This window comes from Legionella stuttgartensis (assembly GCF_977063405.2).
Window position 1 is genome coordinate 172359 of record NZ_CDRUHA020000109.1, and the last position, 17116, is coordinate 189474.

Genomic DNA, 17116 nt, shown 5'->3' on the forward strand with positions numbered 1-17116 from the left:
AATCTAGGTATTTCGGTCTCGATACCCCAGGTTATATTTCATTCTTACTTAAACTGCATGTTTGGAACCACTAATTCAAAACAAGGGTTTCATCAAAAATAACAACTTGATTTCGTCCATTTTCTTTAGCTTTGTATAATGCTCTATCTGCTTGATTTACTAAGTTGTTGATATCATAATTCCCATCAAAATAAGAGATTCCCACGCTAATGGTTACATGAACTTTTTGTTCATTCACCGTGAAATAATTTTGAGAAAATTGCAATCGCAAGTCATTGCAAATTTTTTGACTGTTTTCAATAGTTGCACCAGGCAAAATGATTGCAAACTCTTCGCCTCCATACCGTCCAATGATGTCTCGGTTTCGTAAGCTGACCATAAATAAAGAAGACAACTTTTTAATTACAAGATCACCAAATGGATGGCCATAAGAGTCATTTATCGATTTAAAATTATCAATATCAATCATCACAAACGAAAGAGAACTGTTTTGTTGTTTAGATCGTGCAATTTCGATATTTAATCGATTCAAAATACTTGAGTGGTTTAATAACCCCGTCAGGCTGTCCGTAGTCATATAATAATTTAAAATACTGGCACGGTTTGATCGTGAGCGTACTGCGGAAACTAAATCCTGTGGTGAAACAGGTTTAGTAAGATAATCATCCCCGCCTAAGCTAATAGCTGCTAGTTTTTTATTCTTATCATCCTCTGTAGACAGAAAAATAATCGGGATTTTTGTATATCTTCGGTCCTTACGTAGTAAAGCGGCCAGCTCTAAACCAGAACACTCAGGCATGTAAATATCCATTAAAAGTAAATCAGGATGAAATGTTTCAAGCTCTTTTAATAAGTTCAATGGATTAGTAATGGCACGAGTAATCATATCGGCTTGTTTTAAAATCAGGGAGTAATATTCCGTTAATGATTTCGAATCATCCAGAATTAAAATTCGATAGGCTTCATTAACAGATGAACTGCAATTTATATTTAATTCCTGCACCAGATAAGACACATCAAGAGGCTTTTGAAAATATGCCACACAACCCGCGCGTATTGCAGTAAGTCGAGGAAATAAATCAGCATTAGGAATAATACAAAACAATTGAATAGGTGTTTTTTGTTGCTTTTGCACATCAATCAACTGCTCAAGAGCCGATTTTTTTAGGTAATTCGTATCAATAATAATTGCAACAGGTTGATTTTCTTCAATTGAGCTCAATAATGAAGCCATATTTTTTATCGATTGCGCGTGGTAACCTGCTTGTTTTAAGCTTTCGGTAAGTTCGTTAACTAATTCTTTTTCCTGTTCCAATACATACACTAGCTTATTATCTGTAGGTTTTGTTTCATCTGAAAAAATCGGTTTCTTAGGGATTTCTTGAGCCAATACACTTTTCAACTGATTAAAAAAAGAAGTAATTTTTTCCTGATCTCCCTCGGTTAATTTACCCTTAGTGAGAATATCCTTTAACAATATTTCCATCTTACGCGCCGTCTTACTTAATTCAGGATAACCATAAGTTCCCGCAGAGCCGCACAAACTGTGGACGTCACGATGAAAATTCTGAAAGCCTATTAAATCCCATTGTTTGAGTTGGGCATGCCACTGCATCTCTATATTATGAATTTTCTCAGGGAGACTCTTACTATAGAGAACGAAAAGATTATGTAACTTTTTCTGTGTATTTTCATCCATTATATTTCAACCATGCGTTTTTTATTGACGTTGCAAGAGTCAAAGGATCAAAGGGTTTTTTAATAACATCAATTGCTCCCATTGATTTATAATCTGCTATCTCATTACTTTGTATTTTAGCAGTCATAAATATAGCAGGTATTTTTATAAAATCTGGATTCTTACGTAACTCGCGTAAGGTGGTAGGTCCATCCATTTCAGGCATCATTACATCTAATAAAAGCAAATCAGGAGTGTATTCCTTCGCTGCTTCAAGAATTTTTTTCCCGCTAGAACAATATATTACCGAGAACCCGCCAATATCTTCCAAAGCAATTTGGGCAATAGCTCTTATATCCTCTTCGTCCTCAGCATATAAAATCTTTTTAAGTTCTTTATTCGCCATATTTTTCACCTTTAATCAATGACTTAAAGAAGGTTTTTAATAGTATTTAATAAAATTTCATTTGAAGAATTCGACTTCAGTAACGCCTGGGTTACAAACTTTGAGAAATCTTCATTTAATTTGGTATCAGAAAATACAACAACCGGTGCATGATATTTTGAGATCAAAGGTAAAATTTCTGCTCCATTTCCATCGGGTAACAATAAATCTAAGATAACCAAATTATATTTATCTTTTTCAAGCATTTCTTTTGCTTCGTGTAAGTTATTTGCCGTTGAAATATTTGCATGTTTCTCAAGAAGTGTTTCTACAATTTCTTGAGTATCCTTATTGTCCTCAATATGCAATATATGAGGCTTATTTTGAAAGTCCTTTTTTTGAACTTTACTGATTGAGAAAAGCAGCTTATTAAAATCAATAGGCTTATCCAGCCAATCGACGATTGAAACAGCATCACCATTGGATAACTCTTTTCCTGTTTGAGCAATTAGAGAAAGCACGATAATGGGCAAATTTATCGTGCTTTTATGCGAACGTAATTCTCTAATGAATGAAATCCCATCCTGATCAGGCAATATTAAATCCAATAGGAGTGCATGATACTGCTGATGTTCTAATAATCTCCGAGCTTCTGCTGCAGAGGAAGCAATCTCCGCAATAAAACCGGCTGACTCTAAAAGTAACTTCATGTAATTCGATTGATCTTCATCATCGTCACAAATAAGTAAACGCTTTTTGATTTCCGGGATGATTATTGGAGTTTCTTCTTGTATCGTGAGGAGTGATTGTTGTGCTAAAGGCAAGTCAAAATAAAATGTTGTGAGCTCATCGGGCTTACTTTCAAAATGTAATGTCCCACCCAATTTTTCAATAATCATTTTACTAATATTTAACCCTAAACCAGTCCCACCTTTTCCACGAGTAGTAGATGAGTCTCCTTGAGAAAATTTTTGAAAGATACGAGACTGAAATTCAGGAGAAATTCCCTTTCCTTTATTTGCAACGGATACACGGACTAATGAATCCAATTGTTTAATTTTTATAGTAACCATCTCATTTTCATAAGAAAATTTGCATGCATTAGAAACCAGATTTGCTAAAACTTGCATTAACCGGTCTGGATCAACGGTCACTAAAAAATCATTATCCGGAGGTACTAATTCAATTTTAACTTTAAATTTATCCGCATACATTTTGTTAACATCTATAGACTCGTTTACTAGTTTATTTAAGTTTGTTACTTTTAATTCAAAATCCATTTTCCCAGCTTCAATTTTTTCAATATCCAAAATGTCATTGATTAATAAAAGCAAGCGTTCGCAGTTATTGTTGGCTATCTCAAGCAATTTCATTACCTTTTCAGGAAACTTCCCTAATACACCGCTAACCAATAGCCCCAAAGAACCTCTTATCGACGTAAGTGGAGTACGTAACTCATGACTTACTATAGAAACAAATTCATTCTTTAATTTTTCAGTTTGTTTTAAATCCGTTACATCATGGATTACGATAACCGCTCCTAAGTTCTTTCCTTCTGAGTTAATGATCTTTTGTCCATCAATCACTACATTACGAACCCCATTATTTTTAATATGCATCAAGAGTTCAACATCGCGCAAACGTTCACCATTTAATGCTCGCTTAAGTGGAAAATCCTCTGGGGCAATAGGCGTATTTTGCATAGTGAAAAGGGTAAAGTAATCCAATATATTATTAATATTTTTGTTCGTCTTATCTGAATTAATGTACTTCTGAATTGTATGGTTTAGTACGGTAATTCGTCCTTCTGCATTGCAGGCTATAATGCCATCCTCTAAATTATCCAGCATCGCATTAAGGAATTCTTTTTCATTCTCTATAGCGGTGATCATTTTCTTGTAATAATTCGATGCAGTGAGGGCAATAGCAAAAATTAATCCAGTAATTCCGGCAACAAAATAGGCTAAATAATTTTGTTGGATTGCCACATTCTCGCCGGTCATAACGTGAGTTACACCTGGCGTAAATACAGCTGCTGACATTCCTGTGTAATGCATACCGCAAATAGCCAATCCCATTAATAAAGAACTAATAATTTTCAGATTAAATTGTCTTTTACTCGAACCATAGTTACTCTCCAATGCCAGCCACAGTGCAGTTTCTGCCGCCGCAATCCCAATACCAATAGAAAGAAAAAACAAACCTGGTAAATAATGAATATTTACATGAACTTTCATCCCTTCCATGCCCATATAGTGCATGCTGGATATAGCAAGACCAACGATTAAACCGCCTATGGCAAGATGAAAAATCGAATAATCTTTTTTCTGTAAAATAAATAAAGCTAAAGCGGAAGCAAGTATGGCAACAATTAACGAAGCGGAAGTCCAAGTAAAATCATACTCCATGGGCATAGGCATGATAAAGGCGAGCATTCCTACAAAATGCATAGACCAAATACCTGCTCCCATGGCAAAGGCCCCACCTGCGAGCCAATAGATGCGACCATACTTATTTCTTGTAGCAAGAAGCCTTCCCACAAGAGTTAAAGCTACATAAGATGCAAGAACTGCAATTACATAAGATAAAGCTACGAGTTTCAAATCATAATAGCCAGTTATGACATTAGCTGGAGTCGGAGTTGTTTGAAACCATTCAGGTAATAGGTTCATTATTACTTCCTGTAATAGTAAACATCGAGATTATATTTGTTTTTAAACGAATCAATTAAAGCATCTGCTCAAAATGCTCTCTTTAATTATAGACCTTTAGTTGCTTTATAGACTAGGAAATCTTATTTTTGAGCAGGGGAAAGTACTCAAAAACCTGGGCTTGTTGCGCTGTACCCAGGCTCCATGAGTGAAACTTTTAATTTTTTAAGAGCTTAGATGTATTGCACATCAACAATTTCGTAATCCACCATTCCGCCGGGTGTATTTACTGTTACTGAGTCGTCCAATTCTTTACCAATCAAAGCGCGACCAATCGGGGAACTGTACGATATTTTATTTTGTTTAATATCCGCCTCATCTTCACCCACAATTTTGTAGGTGACTGTGGCATCTGATGAGACATGGCATATAGTAACTGTAGCGCCAAAAACCACCTTGCCATTATTGGGCAATTTGCTGATATCAATAACTTGTGCATGAGATAATTTTGCTTCCAACTCCTGGATGCGTCCCTCATTAAAGCTCTGCTGTTCTCGAGCAGCATGATATTCAGCATTTTCTTTTAAATCACCGTGAGCTCGTGCTGTAGCGATCGCTTCAACAATACGAGGTCTATCAACAAATTTTAAACGCTGTAATTCTTCTTTCAGTGCTTCTGCACCTTGTAGTGTCATGGGATGTTTACTCATATCTACCTCAAAAAAAAATTCCCTGGTAATTCCTACCTTTTCTTCAATACAACAAGAAAAAGAGCATTTCACATTAAGTTAAAGAAAACCGTAGTAACGATCGTAGCTTGGATGAAGGTACAAGCCATAACCCGGTAAAAACCTTGGTTCCGCTGCGCTGCACACAGGCTACGATTTAGATTAATGTAAATCCTGCAATCGGGTTACAGTTTCTCTATCCTCATATTTCATAGCCAAGCAAGCAGCCTCAGCTCCTGACAAAGTTGTAGTATAGCTAACCTTATGTTGCAATGCATTGCGCCTGATTGCAAAAGAATCGGCAATTGCTTGCTTACCCTCAGTTGTATTTACAATAAAATCGATTTCATTATTTTTTATAAAATCTAAAACGTGGGGTCGACCTTCGTTCACTTTAAATACCCTACGACAGTCCACTCCCGCTGCTTGTAAAGCCAATGCGGTACCTCGCGTTGCAATTATTTCAAAACCTAATTCAATCAACCGCTTAGCAATTTCACCCACTCGTGTTTTATCTGCATCTCGAACAGAGACAAAAGCGCGACGCCGCTTTGGTATGTTGCAACTGGCTCCCAACTGTGCTTTAGCATAAGCTTGTCCAAAACGTCTGGCAATACCCATCACCTCACCAGTAGATTTCATTTCAGGCCCCAGAATAGAGTCTACTCCAGAGAATTTGATGAAAGGGAAAACTGGCAACTTAATTGAATAAAACGACGGCATATGATGATTTTGGCTCAAACCCTGTTCTTTTAAACTAACACCCAACTTACAAAGTGCAGCAATTTTAGCCAATGGCAATCCTGTCGCTTTGGAAACAAAAGGCACTGTCCTGGATGCTCTTGGATTGACTTCTAAAACATAAATGTCATCCGCTTGAATAGCAAATTGTGCATTAATCAAACCAACAACACCTAAATTCAATGCCATTTGCCGCATTTGCTCCATTAGGTCCTGTTGCACCACCACACTTAAGCTAAATGGGGGTAAGGTGCAAGCAGAATCTCCTGAATGAATACCAGCCTGCTCTATATGCTCCATTACGGCACCAATCAATACCTCTTTACCATCGCATACTGCATCAATATCTACTTCAATTGCATCATTTAAAAATTTATCCAACAAAACGGGTGAATCATTGGATACAGCAACTGCGTGCGATAGATAATGGCGTAAATCATCTTCTTGGTAGACAACTTCCATTGCGCGCCCGCCGAGAACATAGGAAGGTCTAACCACCAACGGATAACCAATATTATTTGCTAAAGCAATGGCCTCTTCCTCGCTACGCACCGTACCATTATCCGGTTGATGTAATTTTAATTCAGTAACTAACTTTTGAAACCGATCCCTATCTTCCGCTCTATCAATAGCGTCAGGAGAGGTGCCAATGATTTTAACCCCATTAGCTTCTAAAGCACGCGCTAATTTTAAAGGAGTTTGGCCACCGTAATGTACAATAACTCCGTCGGGTTTTTCTACATCGACAATACCTAAAACATCTTCTAGTGTTACCGGTTCGAAATACAACCGATCGGACGTATCAAAATCTGTAGAAACTGTTTCGGGATTACAATTGACCATAATGGTCTGGCATCCGGCTTCTCTCAGCGCCATCGCTGCATGCACACAACAATAATCAAATTCTATTCCTTGACCAATACGATTTGGTCCTCCACCGAGGATCATAATCTTTTTCTTGTCTGGATCGGGCCGAGATTCACAACGGGTTTCATAACAGGAATACATATATGCCGTATCACTAGGGAATTCGCCAGCACACGAATCAATGCGCTTATAAACAGGAACAATTCCTAGTTCTTTACGTCGTGCGCGAACCTGCTCTTCAGAACATGCCCATATTTTGGCTAGGTACGCATCAGCAAACCCACGTCGCTTTAACAATCGTAACGTTACTGTATCGATATCTGAGAATGTTTTTCCTGTTACAGAACGCTCCAGAGCTACCAGCTCCTCGACTTGAGCCAAAAACCAGGGATCAACACGGCTTTCTTGATGAACCTCTTCAAGAGACATATCGTTTCGAAATGCATCGGCAATATACCAAAGTCTATCTGGAGTTGGTTCTCGCAAATGTCCTCTTAAACGGGCTAAATCACCTTTAGGAAATAAAGAATGCAAACCACATCGTCCTATTTCTAAACCACGAATTGCCTTTTGTAATGATTCCTGAAAATTAGACCCAATGGCCATAACCTCGCCCACTGACTTCATTTGCGTCGTCAATGTAGCTGAAGTTTGTGGAAATTTATCGAAATTAAAACGTGGTACCTTAGTAACTACATAATCAATACTGGGCTCAAATGATGCTGGGGTTTTCCCACCGGTAATTTCATTTTTTAACTCATCAAGAGTATAACCTACGGCCAGTTTCGCGGCGACCTTCGCAATAGGGAATCCAGTTGCCTTAGATGCTAAAGCAGAACTTCGAGAAACCCTTGGGTTCATTTCAACCACAAGCATTCTGCCATCCTCAGGATTAACTGCAAATTGTACGTTCGAACCGCCGGTATCAACTCCTACAGCTCTTAATACTTTAATAGCTGCATCCCGCATGCGCTGATATTCTTTGTCAGTGAGCGTTTGCGCAGGAGCTACAGTAATCGAATCTCCTGTATGGACTCCCATAGGATCAAAATTTTCAATGGTACAGACAATAATGCAATTATCGTTTTTGTCACGTACTACTTCCATTTCAAACTCTTTCCACCCAAGCACCGACTCATCAATCAGTAACTCATGGGTGGGTGACAACTCCAACCCTCGCGTACAAATTTCTTCAAATTCTTCACGGTTATAGGCGATACCTCCCCCGCTACCGCCCATGGTAAATGATGGGCGAATAATTGCAGGGTAGCCTAGCTGTGCCTGTACCTGAATTGCTTCTTCCATACTATGGGCAATCGCTGAGCGAGGCATATCCAAACCAATTTTAATCATCAATTGACGGAATTTTTCTCTATCTTCTGCACGATCTATCGCTTCTCGGGTTGCACCAATCATTTCAACATTATATTTTGCTAAGATTCCTTCGCGTACCAAGTCCAAAGCGCAGTTCAATGCTGTTTGGCCACCCATTGTGGGTAAAAGTGCATCTGGACGTTCAATTTCAATGATGCGAGCGACCTCTTTCCAGGATACCGGTTCAATATAAGTGGCATCTGCAAGTTCGGGATCGGTCATAATGGTTGCAGGATTGGAATTTACAAGGATCACCCGATACCCTTCCTCCCGTAGGGCACGCACCGCTTGGGTACCTGAGTAGTCAAATTCACAAGCTTGTCCTATCACGATAGGACCTGCTCCAAGGATGAGAATGGATTTAATATCGGTTCGTTTTGGCATATTGACAACAAAAAAGAATAAAATTGACGTATTTTACCTACTTTTGCATAAAGTTTATACCCTTGATGTACAATTAAGTGTATCGATTAGCTAAAATAATTTGTAATCCTGCTTCAGTTAACGATAAATATTTATAATTAGGATCCGCAGTCGTTCGTTCTAACCATTCATTAGCAATACATATATCAGTTAATTTTTGTACGGTTTCCACGGATACCGATTGCTTTATTTTTTGAGAAAGCATTGCAGCTGCATCCTCCTCCATACTTAAAAATACTTGATCGCGAGTTACCCCGCGATTTTTCATTTCATCATAAAATAATTTTAAAATATCAAGTTCATTCATGATGAGTACCTTAAAATAAATTATTTTGAATAATTACAGTATAAGCTTAAATTAATAGTCCGATTATGATTTAGAAGAAAAACAATAATTTCTTTCAAATAGGCTCGCCTACTTTTGCGATGCGTTACATACTTCACGGAGAAAAATTTGATGGTTGAATAGCCTAATACCATTATTATTGCATGACAGGCGACTTACCATCATTCATATTAGAATACTGAGTAGCTAATTCGCCTTCGGATTTTGTTTGATGACTTATCCCTGAACCAAAAAACGATTGCACAGAAGAACCCAATCCCAATTCTATTTGTTGCGAACTCGATAGCAAAGGAAACAATTCCGTCGCTAAAACAGTCATTTGAGCAGCCGCTTCATCTAACTCTTGAGAAGAACAATCTTCTTTGGTAAGAACGTACCAAGTATACCGTGTTTTCATTCCATTATAGGAGTCTGGAGTTTTCAGTAAATCTTTGTTTAGAGGATGTCGCGGTTTTTGTTTTAACCAATGCAATAAACTCTCTTTATCCGTGATGTAACTGTTCGCAGGGACATTATGCCACTTCTTGTCTTTTGAGCATTGATATTGTTTCACCAACAAAATGGGGATGTCCACATCATTATAAGCGATTATTTCATCCTTTATCTTAGTCTTATCATTTTCAACTAAAGCAACACGTACCTCCTCCAGTTTGTTCGACAAATCGTTATATTGCATATAGAGTTTTTTTAAAGAGGCCAATTGCTCTTTAACTTGATGCGATAAAGGGGTGTTAGGATGGGTTAATGCTTTGATGAGTTTGTCGATTTTTTCTAATTGAGTTTTATCTAACAATGTAGAAGTTTTCTTAGTGTCTTTATGTTCCAAGTCCGGAACCTCTAAATCTTCGTGCACTACGACAACATCTTGTAACTCACCTCTAACACGTTGAAATCCATCAAAATCAACATCATCAATTGGTTCTTCTTCATTAATCCCGTTAATAAAAGCATCAATCCGTAAAAACAACTCTTCATTGAACACTCTTTGCGAATGGTATGCACTCCAAAAACCTTCCATTTCATAAAGCAAACCACCCCTAAAACCGTCCCAGAACGATTCGAGCATATTAATTACAGTATCGTAAATTAAATAAGTCGCAGTAATTGCAAGAACGATTGAAATGAGTGCCACTATGATTGGCACTATAACCAACATAGTCAGCAGAAAATTCTTTGTGGGCGACATACCCTCATTTTTAAACATGGAGGCCAAGCTTAGGGGTAAAACGATTATAGCTGCCAACCCAGCAAACCCTGCGAGCATTGTATACCACATATTGTATGCAAGTTTGCGTAACGGCAATATGGTTATACCTAATAAAATCGCTAAAAGATGTTTTAGAATATGCATAAATATATTAAAAATTAATCAGTTAAATGATTGTATGAAAAAATTGCATGGCGAGCAATAAGAACTCTTTGAATCACGCGTAACGCATGTTAACCTTGCATGTTTAGATTTAATACAAGTCGATTTGAGATGGAAGCTGTTGATGTCATTATTATTGGGGCAGGTGCCGCAGGTTTAATGTGTGCTATTGAAGCGGGCAAACGCCATCGTAAAGTTCTGGTGCTGGAGCATGCGAATAAAGTAGGAAAAAAGATTTTAATGTCAGGTGGCGGTCGTTGTAATTTTACTAACTATTATATTGAACCTGAAAAATATACCTCACATAATCCCCATTTTTTAAAATCTGCTTTAACTCGCTATACTCAATGGGACTTTATCGAACTCGTCAAAAAACATAAAATTCCGTTCCATGAGAAAACCTTAGGCCAATTATTTTGCGATAATAAATCAAAAGATATTGTTGATATGCTGCTTAAAGAATGTGCTGCTGCAGGAACTACTATCCACCTCAACACCAGCATAGAACACATTCAAAAATCACAACACTTTAAAATACAAACCACCAAGGGGATATTTAGCTGTCAATCTTTGGTCATTGCCAGCGGTGGTTTATCCATACCTACGATGGGTGCCAGTCCATTTGCCTATAAAGTGGCAGAACAATTTGGAATTAAAGTATGGCCCACTCGTGCCGGACTAGTGCCTCTCACTTTGGATGTATTAGAAAAAGAACGGGTCGCTCTGCTTTCTGGTATTGGTGTTGATAGTTTAGTTAAAAATGACCGCATAGAATTCCGTGAAAATACCTTATTCACTCATCGTGGTTTGAGTGGTCCTGCTATTTTACAATTATCTTCCTACTGGCATGCAGGAGAAAGTATTTGTATTAATTTATTGCCTGAAATCAAACTATTAGAATACTTAAAAAAAGTTCGTCTCGAAAAACCACAAAAACAATTAAACTCAATCTTGTCGGCACACTTACCCAAACGAGTCATTGAACTATTTATTTCACCAGAACTTGCTGAAAAGAAACTTGCGGAACTATCGAATCGTGATTTGGAATCTATAGCAACAGTACTCAACTCCTGGATTGTAAAACCTAATGGGACTGAAGGATACCGTACGGCCGAAGTAACCATTGGTGGTGTGGATTGTCATGCCATTTCTTCTAAAACAATGGAGGCTCAAGATATCCCTGGTCTTTATTTCATAGGAGAAGCCTTAGACGTCACCGGTTGGTTAGGCGGATATAATTTTCAATGGGCTTGGTCATCGGGATGGGCAGCTGGGCAAGTAGTATAATCCTTCCTCCTCATCCCGAAAAAAGTTATCTTACTCTTCTCATTAAATACAAACCCAAAAGGGCAAAAATAAAAGTGGGGCCTAAAGCAGCTAATTCAGATGGCAATTGAAAAACTGAGCTGAGTGGACCAAAAAAGCGGCTTAAAATATGAAAACTAAATCCAACTGCAGCCCCAACTAATAATTTTGATCCCATCGTGCTCGAACGCAATGGGCCAAAAATAAATGGGATGGATAGAATCATCATCACTACCGTCGTAAACGGTTGAATGATGCGTTGTAAAAAAGCAAATTGATAATTATGGGCATTTTGGTGATTTCGCTTTTGTTCACGTATATACCGATTCAGTTCCCTCAAAGTCATTTCATCCGGATCGCTACTACTAATCATCAAGATTTTGGGCTTTACAGATACCTCCCAAGGAAGGGAAGCAATAGTTCGAGCGGTGATTTTATCTGCACTAAAATCTGTTTGTTGGACATAATAGGCCATCCAACCTGTGGGAGTATATTTCGCTTCGCGAATAAAACGAGACATTTTTAAATGATGATGGGCATCAAAATGAAACTGATAAATGTTGTTTAGGGTATTATTTGAGCGTATCAAACCCACTGAAATAAAATCATTGCTATGACGCAACCAGAATCCCTTTGAAGTTCTTAATGTTTGTCCCCCGCTGACTGCAGCAGATTTATAATCGTTCCCATAATGGGATAAGTAGGGCACTATGGTTTCGCCCAGTGCAGTAACGATCACAATGAGTACTACAGATGCTTTTAAAACAGCCCAGGTTATTTGCCCTATAGACATTCCTGAGGCACGCATGACTACTAATTCGCTATTGTTGGCCAAAATTCCCAGGCCAATCAAAGATCCTAGAAGACTTGACATAGGAAAAAATAAATAGACTTGATATGGCATTTGCAACAAGATAAAAAACGTTGCCTGTGCGATACCATAATCAACTCGACCTAAGTCACTTATTTCATTTACAAATAAAATAAAAATTTCTAGACCTACTAACATCAGCGTGACCAACGCAATAGAGCCGAGAACAGTTTTCGCAATATAACGATCTAATATATTCATGCTCATGCCAACTTCACCCGATCACGCCAGATTAGGAATAGCCCAAATATAACAATGATAAGATGCACCCACCATAAACCCAGCCATTGGGGTGATTTTCCCGAAATCATTGCATCACGTCCGATAAACAAAAAATTAGCATACAGGATATAAACAATGATTGCGGGTAATAACTTGGCATATTTACCAGAGCGAGGATTAATACGGCTCAAGGGAACTGCAATCAAAGTTAAAGTGAAAACCATGACGGGCACAGATAAACGCCATTGTAACTCAGCTGCTTTCGCAGCACTTTCATTATTGTAAGGTAATAAGCTTGCAGTACTCATGGTACGGAGATCTTCAGATGCCTTCATTACAGGATGTGGTAATCGCGCTTTATATTCGCCAAACTCCACGACTTGATAATCAGCATGGCCTGGAATTCCCTGATATTCTTTACCATTTTGCAGAATGATATAGTCTTCTCCTGTTTTTGCATCTGTTTCGGCAAAAGCTTGGTCCGCCCATAATACATCCCAACGTAATTGTTTATTGATAACACTCCGTTTGGCCAGAAACACTTGCTCGGCCTTAGCATGGTCACGACTCATAGACTGGACATAAAATACTTCCCGCCCCCCATTGATGGCATGAAAGCGTCCAGGCATGATTGTTTGTACCAAGGTTTGAATCCCTGTAGTACGCAACAGCTTAGAACGTTCAATATAAATTAATGGGCTGACCCAAATCATTACTACCGCCACAACAATCGCCACTACCGTAGCCATGATAAAACTATGTTTTAATAATTGATTTGGTCCATACCCGCAGGCTCGTAATACAGTCATCTCACTTTCAGCATATAAACGCCCATAAGCGAGTAACATGGCGATATAAAAACCTAATGGAATCAATAAACTTAGCAAAGTGGGCAATTCAAGCATCATTAATTTCATAATAATGACGCCCGGAATATTTCCGGAAGCTGCCCGATTGAGATATTGAATGAATTGATTGCTCAGAAAAATTAATACCAGTATGGAGGTTAGCGAAATCAAAGTGAGAAACACTTCTTTAGCTAAATAACGAAAAATGATCACTCAATCAATGCCCCCATTTTAGTAATCTTATTCATAGAATCATTCTCATCTTGAGCATTGTATCCTCTTGTGGAGAACTAAAAAAGCCTTTTCTACCCCCTTGCAGAAACAATCAATTATTTAGCTTATTTTGTTGAAATTGAATCAATTGGTTAATAAGTTTATATAGATAACTACTAAAACAAATAAGTCATTAAGACATAAGGTTTAATTTGCGTCCATCATGAAAATCATCTTAGAGTGAGTCACAATAAGATTACAGGTTTGAACTTTCTCTCCCAGATACATTGCTTTATCCCGATAATAAAATTCGAAACAAGTTAGAAGGACTTTAGGATGGAGTAGTAGGTAAGCTAAAAAAGCAGCCCAAATTTAATTGTGCTGCTTTTTAAAAGAGACATTAATTAATGTTTTACTTCAGTTGCTTTTTTAGCTTCATGAACGAAACCTAACATTGCTTTCTCAACAATTTGAAAAGATTTTTGCATGTAATCTAAAGCCTTGTGACCATTTTCAACAGCTAGATTAATTTGCTTTTCCAATAGTTCTTCAGGTTTTTTAATGCTCGCAATCTCTTCAGGTTTGAGATAATGCATGCCTTGTAACGTTTTTACATTCAATTCAGCTATGGCTTGAAAAGGCTCTTGAAGTTTTTTAGCCATTTCAGTCCATTTTTCAAAATTTTGTTGCGCCATGATATTCTCCTCTATGTTGCATTGCACAATTTAATAATAGTCCATACACACCAAAAATGTCAATGAGTTACGAAAATATTTTTTGCAATGCAGCATAAAAGAGAGTCGGCGATGCTCTGTTTAGGAATAAACAATTTCTCTACATAATCGGGGTTAACTTTTAAATAAATTTTGCCATTGTTGCATCATTGTTTGCATTTGTTGATTCCATGTTTCTGTTGCCTGGCGGTAGGGATTATTTTGTAAAGGTTTCTCCATCGCTTGAAACATTTGTTCCATCATCTGTTTTAAAGAAGCATGCATTGGATGATTTGCGAGAGCAATGATTTGTCGTAAAATATCTGAAGATAAAAATTGGGTTGAACCAGCCTCCATCTCAACGATAATTTGCAGCAAAATGGAATTTGTTATGTCATTTCCGGATAAGGAATCCTCTACTTTAAATTCCATTCCCTCGACAACATAACGCTGTAACTCTTCAAGCGTTATGTACTGACTTGTTTCAGTATCATAAAGCCGACGATTTTTGTATTTTTTTATTAATCGAGTCATAGTTTTTCTCTTGATATTTAGGTGATTTTGAATGGCCCCAAATCTCACCCACGCTACCCCTTCATTACCATTTAAGTTCAAGGAACGGTCTTCCTGCGGATAGACCGCAAGACCCAGACAAAGAAGAATTCCTTAACTAAATGGCGATGAACCTATGACCTTCTCCTGAAACAGGAGAAGGTCTTTAATAAGAAAGATACCATTTTAATACATATGGAGGCCACCGTTGACGCTTAGATTAGCTCCAGTAATATATCGACTCTTCTCACTAATTAAAAACTCTACAGCCCAGGCAATTTCTTGAGTTTCTGCCAAACGTTTAGCAGGAATTTGGGCAATGATCCCTTCTAAGATATCGGGTCGAATGCCTTTCATTAATCGAGTATCTACATATCCTGGAGAAAGACTGTTTACGGTAATGTTTTTACTCATTAATTCCTGCGCCAAACTTTTAGTAAAACCATAAACTCCTGCTTTTGATGCAGCATAGTTTGCCTGCGAAAATTGTCCTTTTTGAGCATTTACCGAAGAAACATTGACGATTCGTCCTGACTCATGTTCTTTCATGTTTTCAACCACATGACGCGTAACATTGAACATACCATCAAGATTAACAGTTAATACCTCATCCCATTGCTGCTTGGTCATTTTTGTAAATACAGCATCACGCGTAATCCCCGCATTATTAATTAGTGCATCAATATTACCGTACTCTTCAATAATGGAAGAAATAACCTTACCGCATTGATCATAATCAGTTACATCCATATGACGAAAATAGATATTCTTATGTCCTTCATCTGCTCGTTCTTTTTTCCATGCTTTTCCTTCTTCATCAGAAACTAAATCAAGAGCAAAAATATGTTTATAAGAAGAGTTCAATTCTTTCGCGATTGCAGTGCCAATATCTCCAGTACCACCAGTAATCAATACAATATTATTATGTTGCATAAGGTTCTCTATGAGTTAGGATGTTGTGAGAATTAATGAAAACTGACTTTAATGCCCAAGGAGTCACCCTGGGCTTAACTTTTACATATACTGTCCGCCATTAATATCTAAATTCGCACCGGTAATAAATCCACTATCAGGAGACGCTAAAAAAGCCACCGCATCAGCAATCTCTTTTGGATACCCCAGGCGACCAACAGGAATACTTGAGATGATTGATTTGAGTACTTCTTCTTTCAAAGAAGCAAGCATAGGAGTTTCGATATAACCAGGAGAAACCGTATTCACAGTGATGCCTTTATTTGCTACTTCTAAGGCAAGACTTTTAGTAAAACCATAGAGCGCGGACTTGGTAGAAGCATAATTACATTGGCCAAATTGACCTTTTCGTCCGTTAATTGAAGAAATACTAATAACCCGACCATAACCTTTATCGAGCATTAAGGGGATTGCATTACGAGTCATATTAAATACACTGGTTAAGTTGGCATCAATCACAGATTGCCATTGCTCTGGAGTCATTTTTCGTAAACTACAATCTTGAGTAACTCCGGCATTATTAACTAGAACATCAACACGACCATAACGCTCCATGACTAAGGCCAATATTTTTTCACAATCAGCAAATTGTGCGATATCGCCGTAAACGATATCAATATCGTAACCCAACTTTTTTTGTTCCTCTTGCCATTGCTTCGCTTCTTCGTGTTTTCCATGTTTGAAATAACACGCTACAACCTGAAAATCGGCAGCTAAACGTTGACAAATGGCTGTGCCTATACCACCAGTACCACCAGTAACTATTGCTACACCTTTCATCATAACCAACTCCCTGTTATTACGACATTAAAATACTACTATAGACAATCAAAACAAAAAAACAAATAAAATTACCAT

14 protein-coding genes are annotated in these 17116 nt (G+C 37.8%); 1 reads left to right on the top strand and 13 read right to left on the bottom strand.

The annotated features are described in order from the left end of the window. Positions 1 to 70 precede the first annotated feature (70 nt). The 7 genes from ACWTEW_RS35490 to ACWTEW_RS35520 all read right to left on the bottom strand — a co-directional run bounded on the left by ACWTEW_RS35490 (position 71) and on the right by ACWTEW_RS35520 (position 10544). Complete coding sequence (locus ACWTEW_RS35490; RefSeq protein WP_454782696.1) at positions 71 to 1699, bottom strand: diguanylate cyclase; 1629 nt, start codon at positions 1697 to 1699, stop codon at positions 71 to 73. Next, positions 1692 to 2084, bottom strand: a complete 393-nt coding sequence (locus ACWTEW_RS35495) for a response regulator (RefSeq protein ID WP_454782697.1) — start codon at positions 2082 to 2084, stop codon at positions 1692 to 1694. Before ACWTEW_RS35495 ends, ACWTEW_RS35490 begins: the two co-directional genes overlap by 8 nt. A 23-nt stretch (positions 2085 to 2107) precedes the next feature. Further along, a complete protein-coding gene (locus tag ACWTEW_RS35500; RefSeq protein ID WP_454782698.1) occupies positions 2108 to 4735 on the bottom strand; it encodes an MHYT domain-containing protein in 2628 nt (875 codons plus the stop codon). 212 nt (positions 4736 to 4947) lie between these two features. Next, the gene (greA, locus tag ACWTEW_RS35505; protein ID WP_454782699.1) at positions 4948 to 5424 is read right to left on the bottom strand and encodes a transcription elongation factor GreA; all 477 of its coding nucleotides are present in this window, start codon (positions 5422 to 5424) and stop codon (positions 4948 to 4950) included. A gap of 180 nt (positions 5425 to 5604) precedes the next feature. Continuing rightward, on the bottom strand, positions 5605 to 8808 hold the full coding sequence (gene carB, locus ACWTEW_RS35510) for a carbamoyl-phosphate synthase large subunit (protein ID WP_454782700.1): 3204 nt from the start codon (positions 8806 to 8808) through the stop codon (positions 5605 to 5607). A 73-nt stretch (positions 8809 to 8881) separates the two neighbouring features. Further along, complete coding sequence (locus ACWTEW_RS35515; protein WP_454782701.1) at positions 8882 to 9154, bottom strand: hypothetical protein; 273 nt, start codon at positions 9152 to 9154, stop codon at positions 8882 to 8884. A 175-nt stretch (positions 9155 to 9329) separates the two neighbouring features. Then, positions 9330 to 10544: a coiled coil protein gene (locus tag ACWTEW_RS35520; RefSeq protein WP_454782702.1), complete on the bottom strand. Its 1215-nt coding sequence runs from the start codon at positions 10542 to 10544 to the stop codon at positions 9330 to 9332. A 129-nt stretch (positions 10545 to 10673) separates the two neighbouring features. On the opposite strand from ACWTEW_RS35520, the gene ACWTEW_RS35525 reads away from it, so the two are divergent. Continuing rightward, positions 10674 to 11849, top strand: coding sequence for a BaiN/RdsA family NAD(P)/FAD-dependent oxidoreductase (locus tag ACWTEW_RS35525; RefSeq protein WP_454782799.1), 1176 nt, complete (start codon positions 10674 to 10676; stop codon positions 11847 to 11849). 25 nt (positions 11850 to 11874) lie between these two features. Here the strand turns inward: ACWTEW_RS35525 and lptG are convergent, their stop codons facing one another. From lptG to phbB (ACWTEW_RS35555), 6 genes are all read right to left on the bottom strand, one after another. Next, positions 11875 to 12945: an LPS export ABC transporter permease LptG gene (gene lptG / locus ACWTEW_RS35530; protein WP_454782703.1), complete on the bottom strand. Its 1071-nt coding sequence runs from the start codon at positions 12943 to 12945 to the stop codon at positions 11875 to 11877. After that, positions 12942 to 14021: an LPS export ABC transporter permease LptF gene (gene lptF, locus ACWTEW_RS35535; RefSeq protein ID WP_454782704.1), complete on the bottom strand. Its 1080-nt coding sequence runs from the start codon at positions 14019 to 14021 to the stop codon at positions 12942 to 12944. Before lptF ends, lptG begins: the two co-directional genes overlap by 4 nt. Positions 14022 to 14425: 404 nt before the next feature. Further along, positions 14426 to 14716, bottom strand: coding sequence for a phasin family protein (locus ACWTEW_RS35540; RefSeq protein ID WP_454782705.1), 291 nt, complete (start codon positions 14714 to 14716; stop codon positions 14426 to 14428). Positions 14717 to 14869: 153 nt separating this feature from the next. Further along, on the bottom strand, positions 14870 to 15268 hold the full coding sequence (locus ACWTEW_RS35545; RefSeq protein WP_454782706.1) for a polyhydroxyalkanoate synthesis regulator DNA-binding domain-containing protein: 399 nt from the start codon (positions 15266 to 15268) through the stop codon (positions 14870 to 14872). A 204-nt stretch (positions 15269 to 15472) separates the two neighbouring features. Then, a complete protein-coding gene (gene phbB / locus ACWTEW_RS35550; protein ID WP_454782707.1) occupies positions 15473 to 16219 on the bottom strand; it encodes an acetoacetyl-CoA reductase in 747 nt (248 codons plus the stop codon). Between the two features lie 81 nt (positions 16220 to 16300). Further along, complete coding sequence (gene phbB / locus ACWTEW_RS35555) at positions 16301 to 17041, bottom strand: acetoacetyl-CoA reductase (RefSeq protein WP_454782708.1); 741 nt, start codon at positions 17039 to 17041, stop codon at positions 16301 to 16303. Positions 17042 to 17116: the final 75 nt, after the last annotated feature.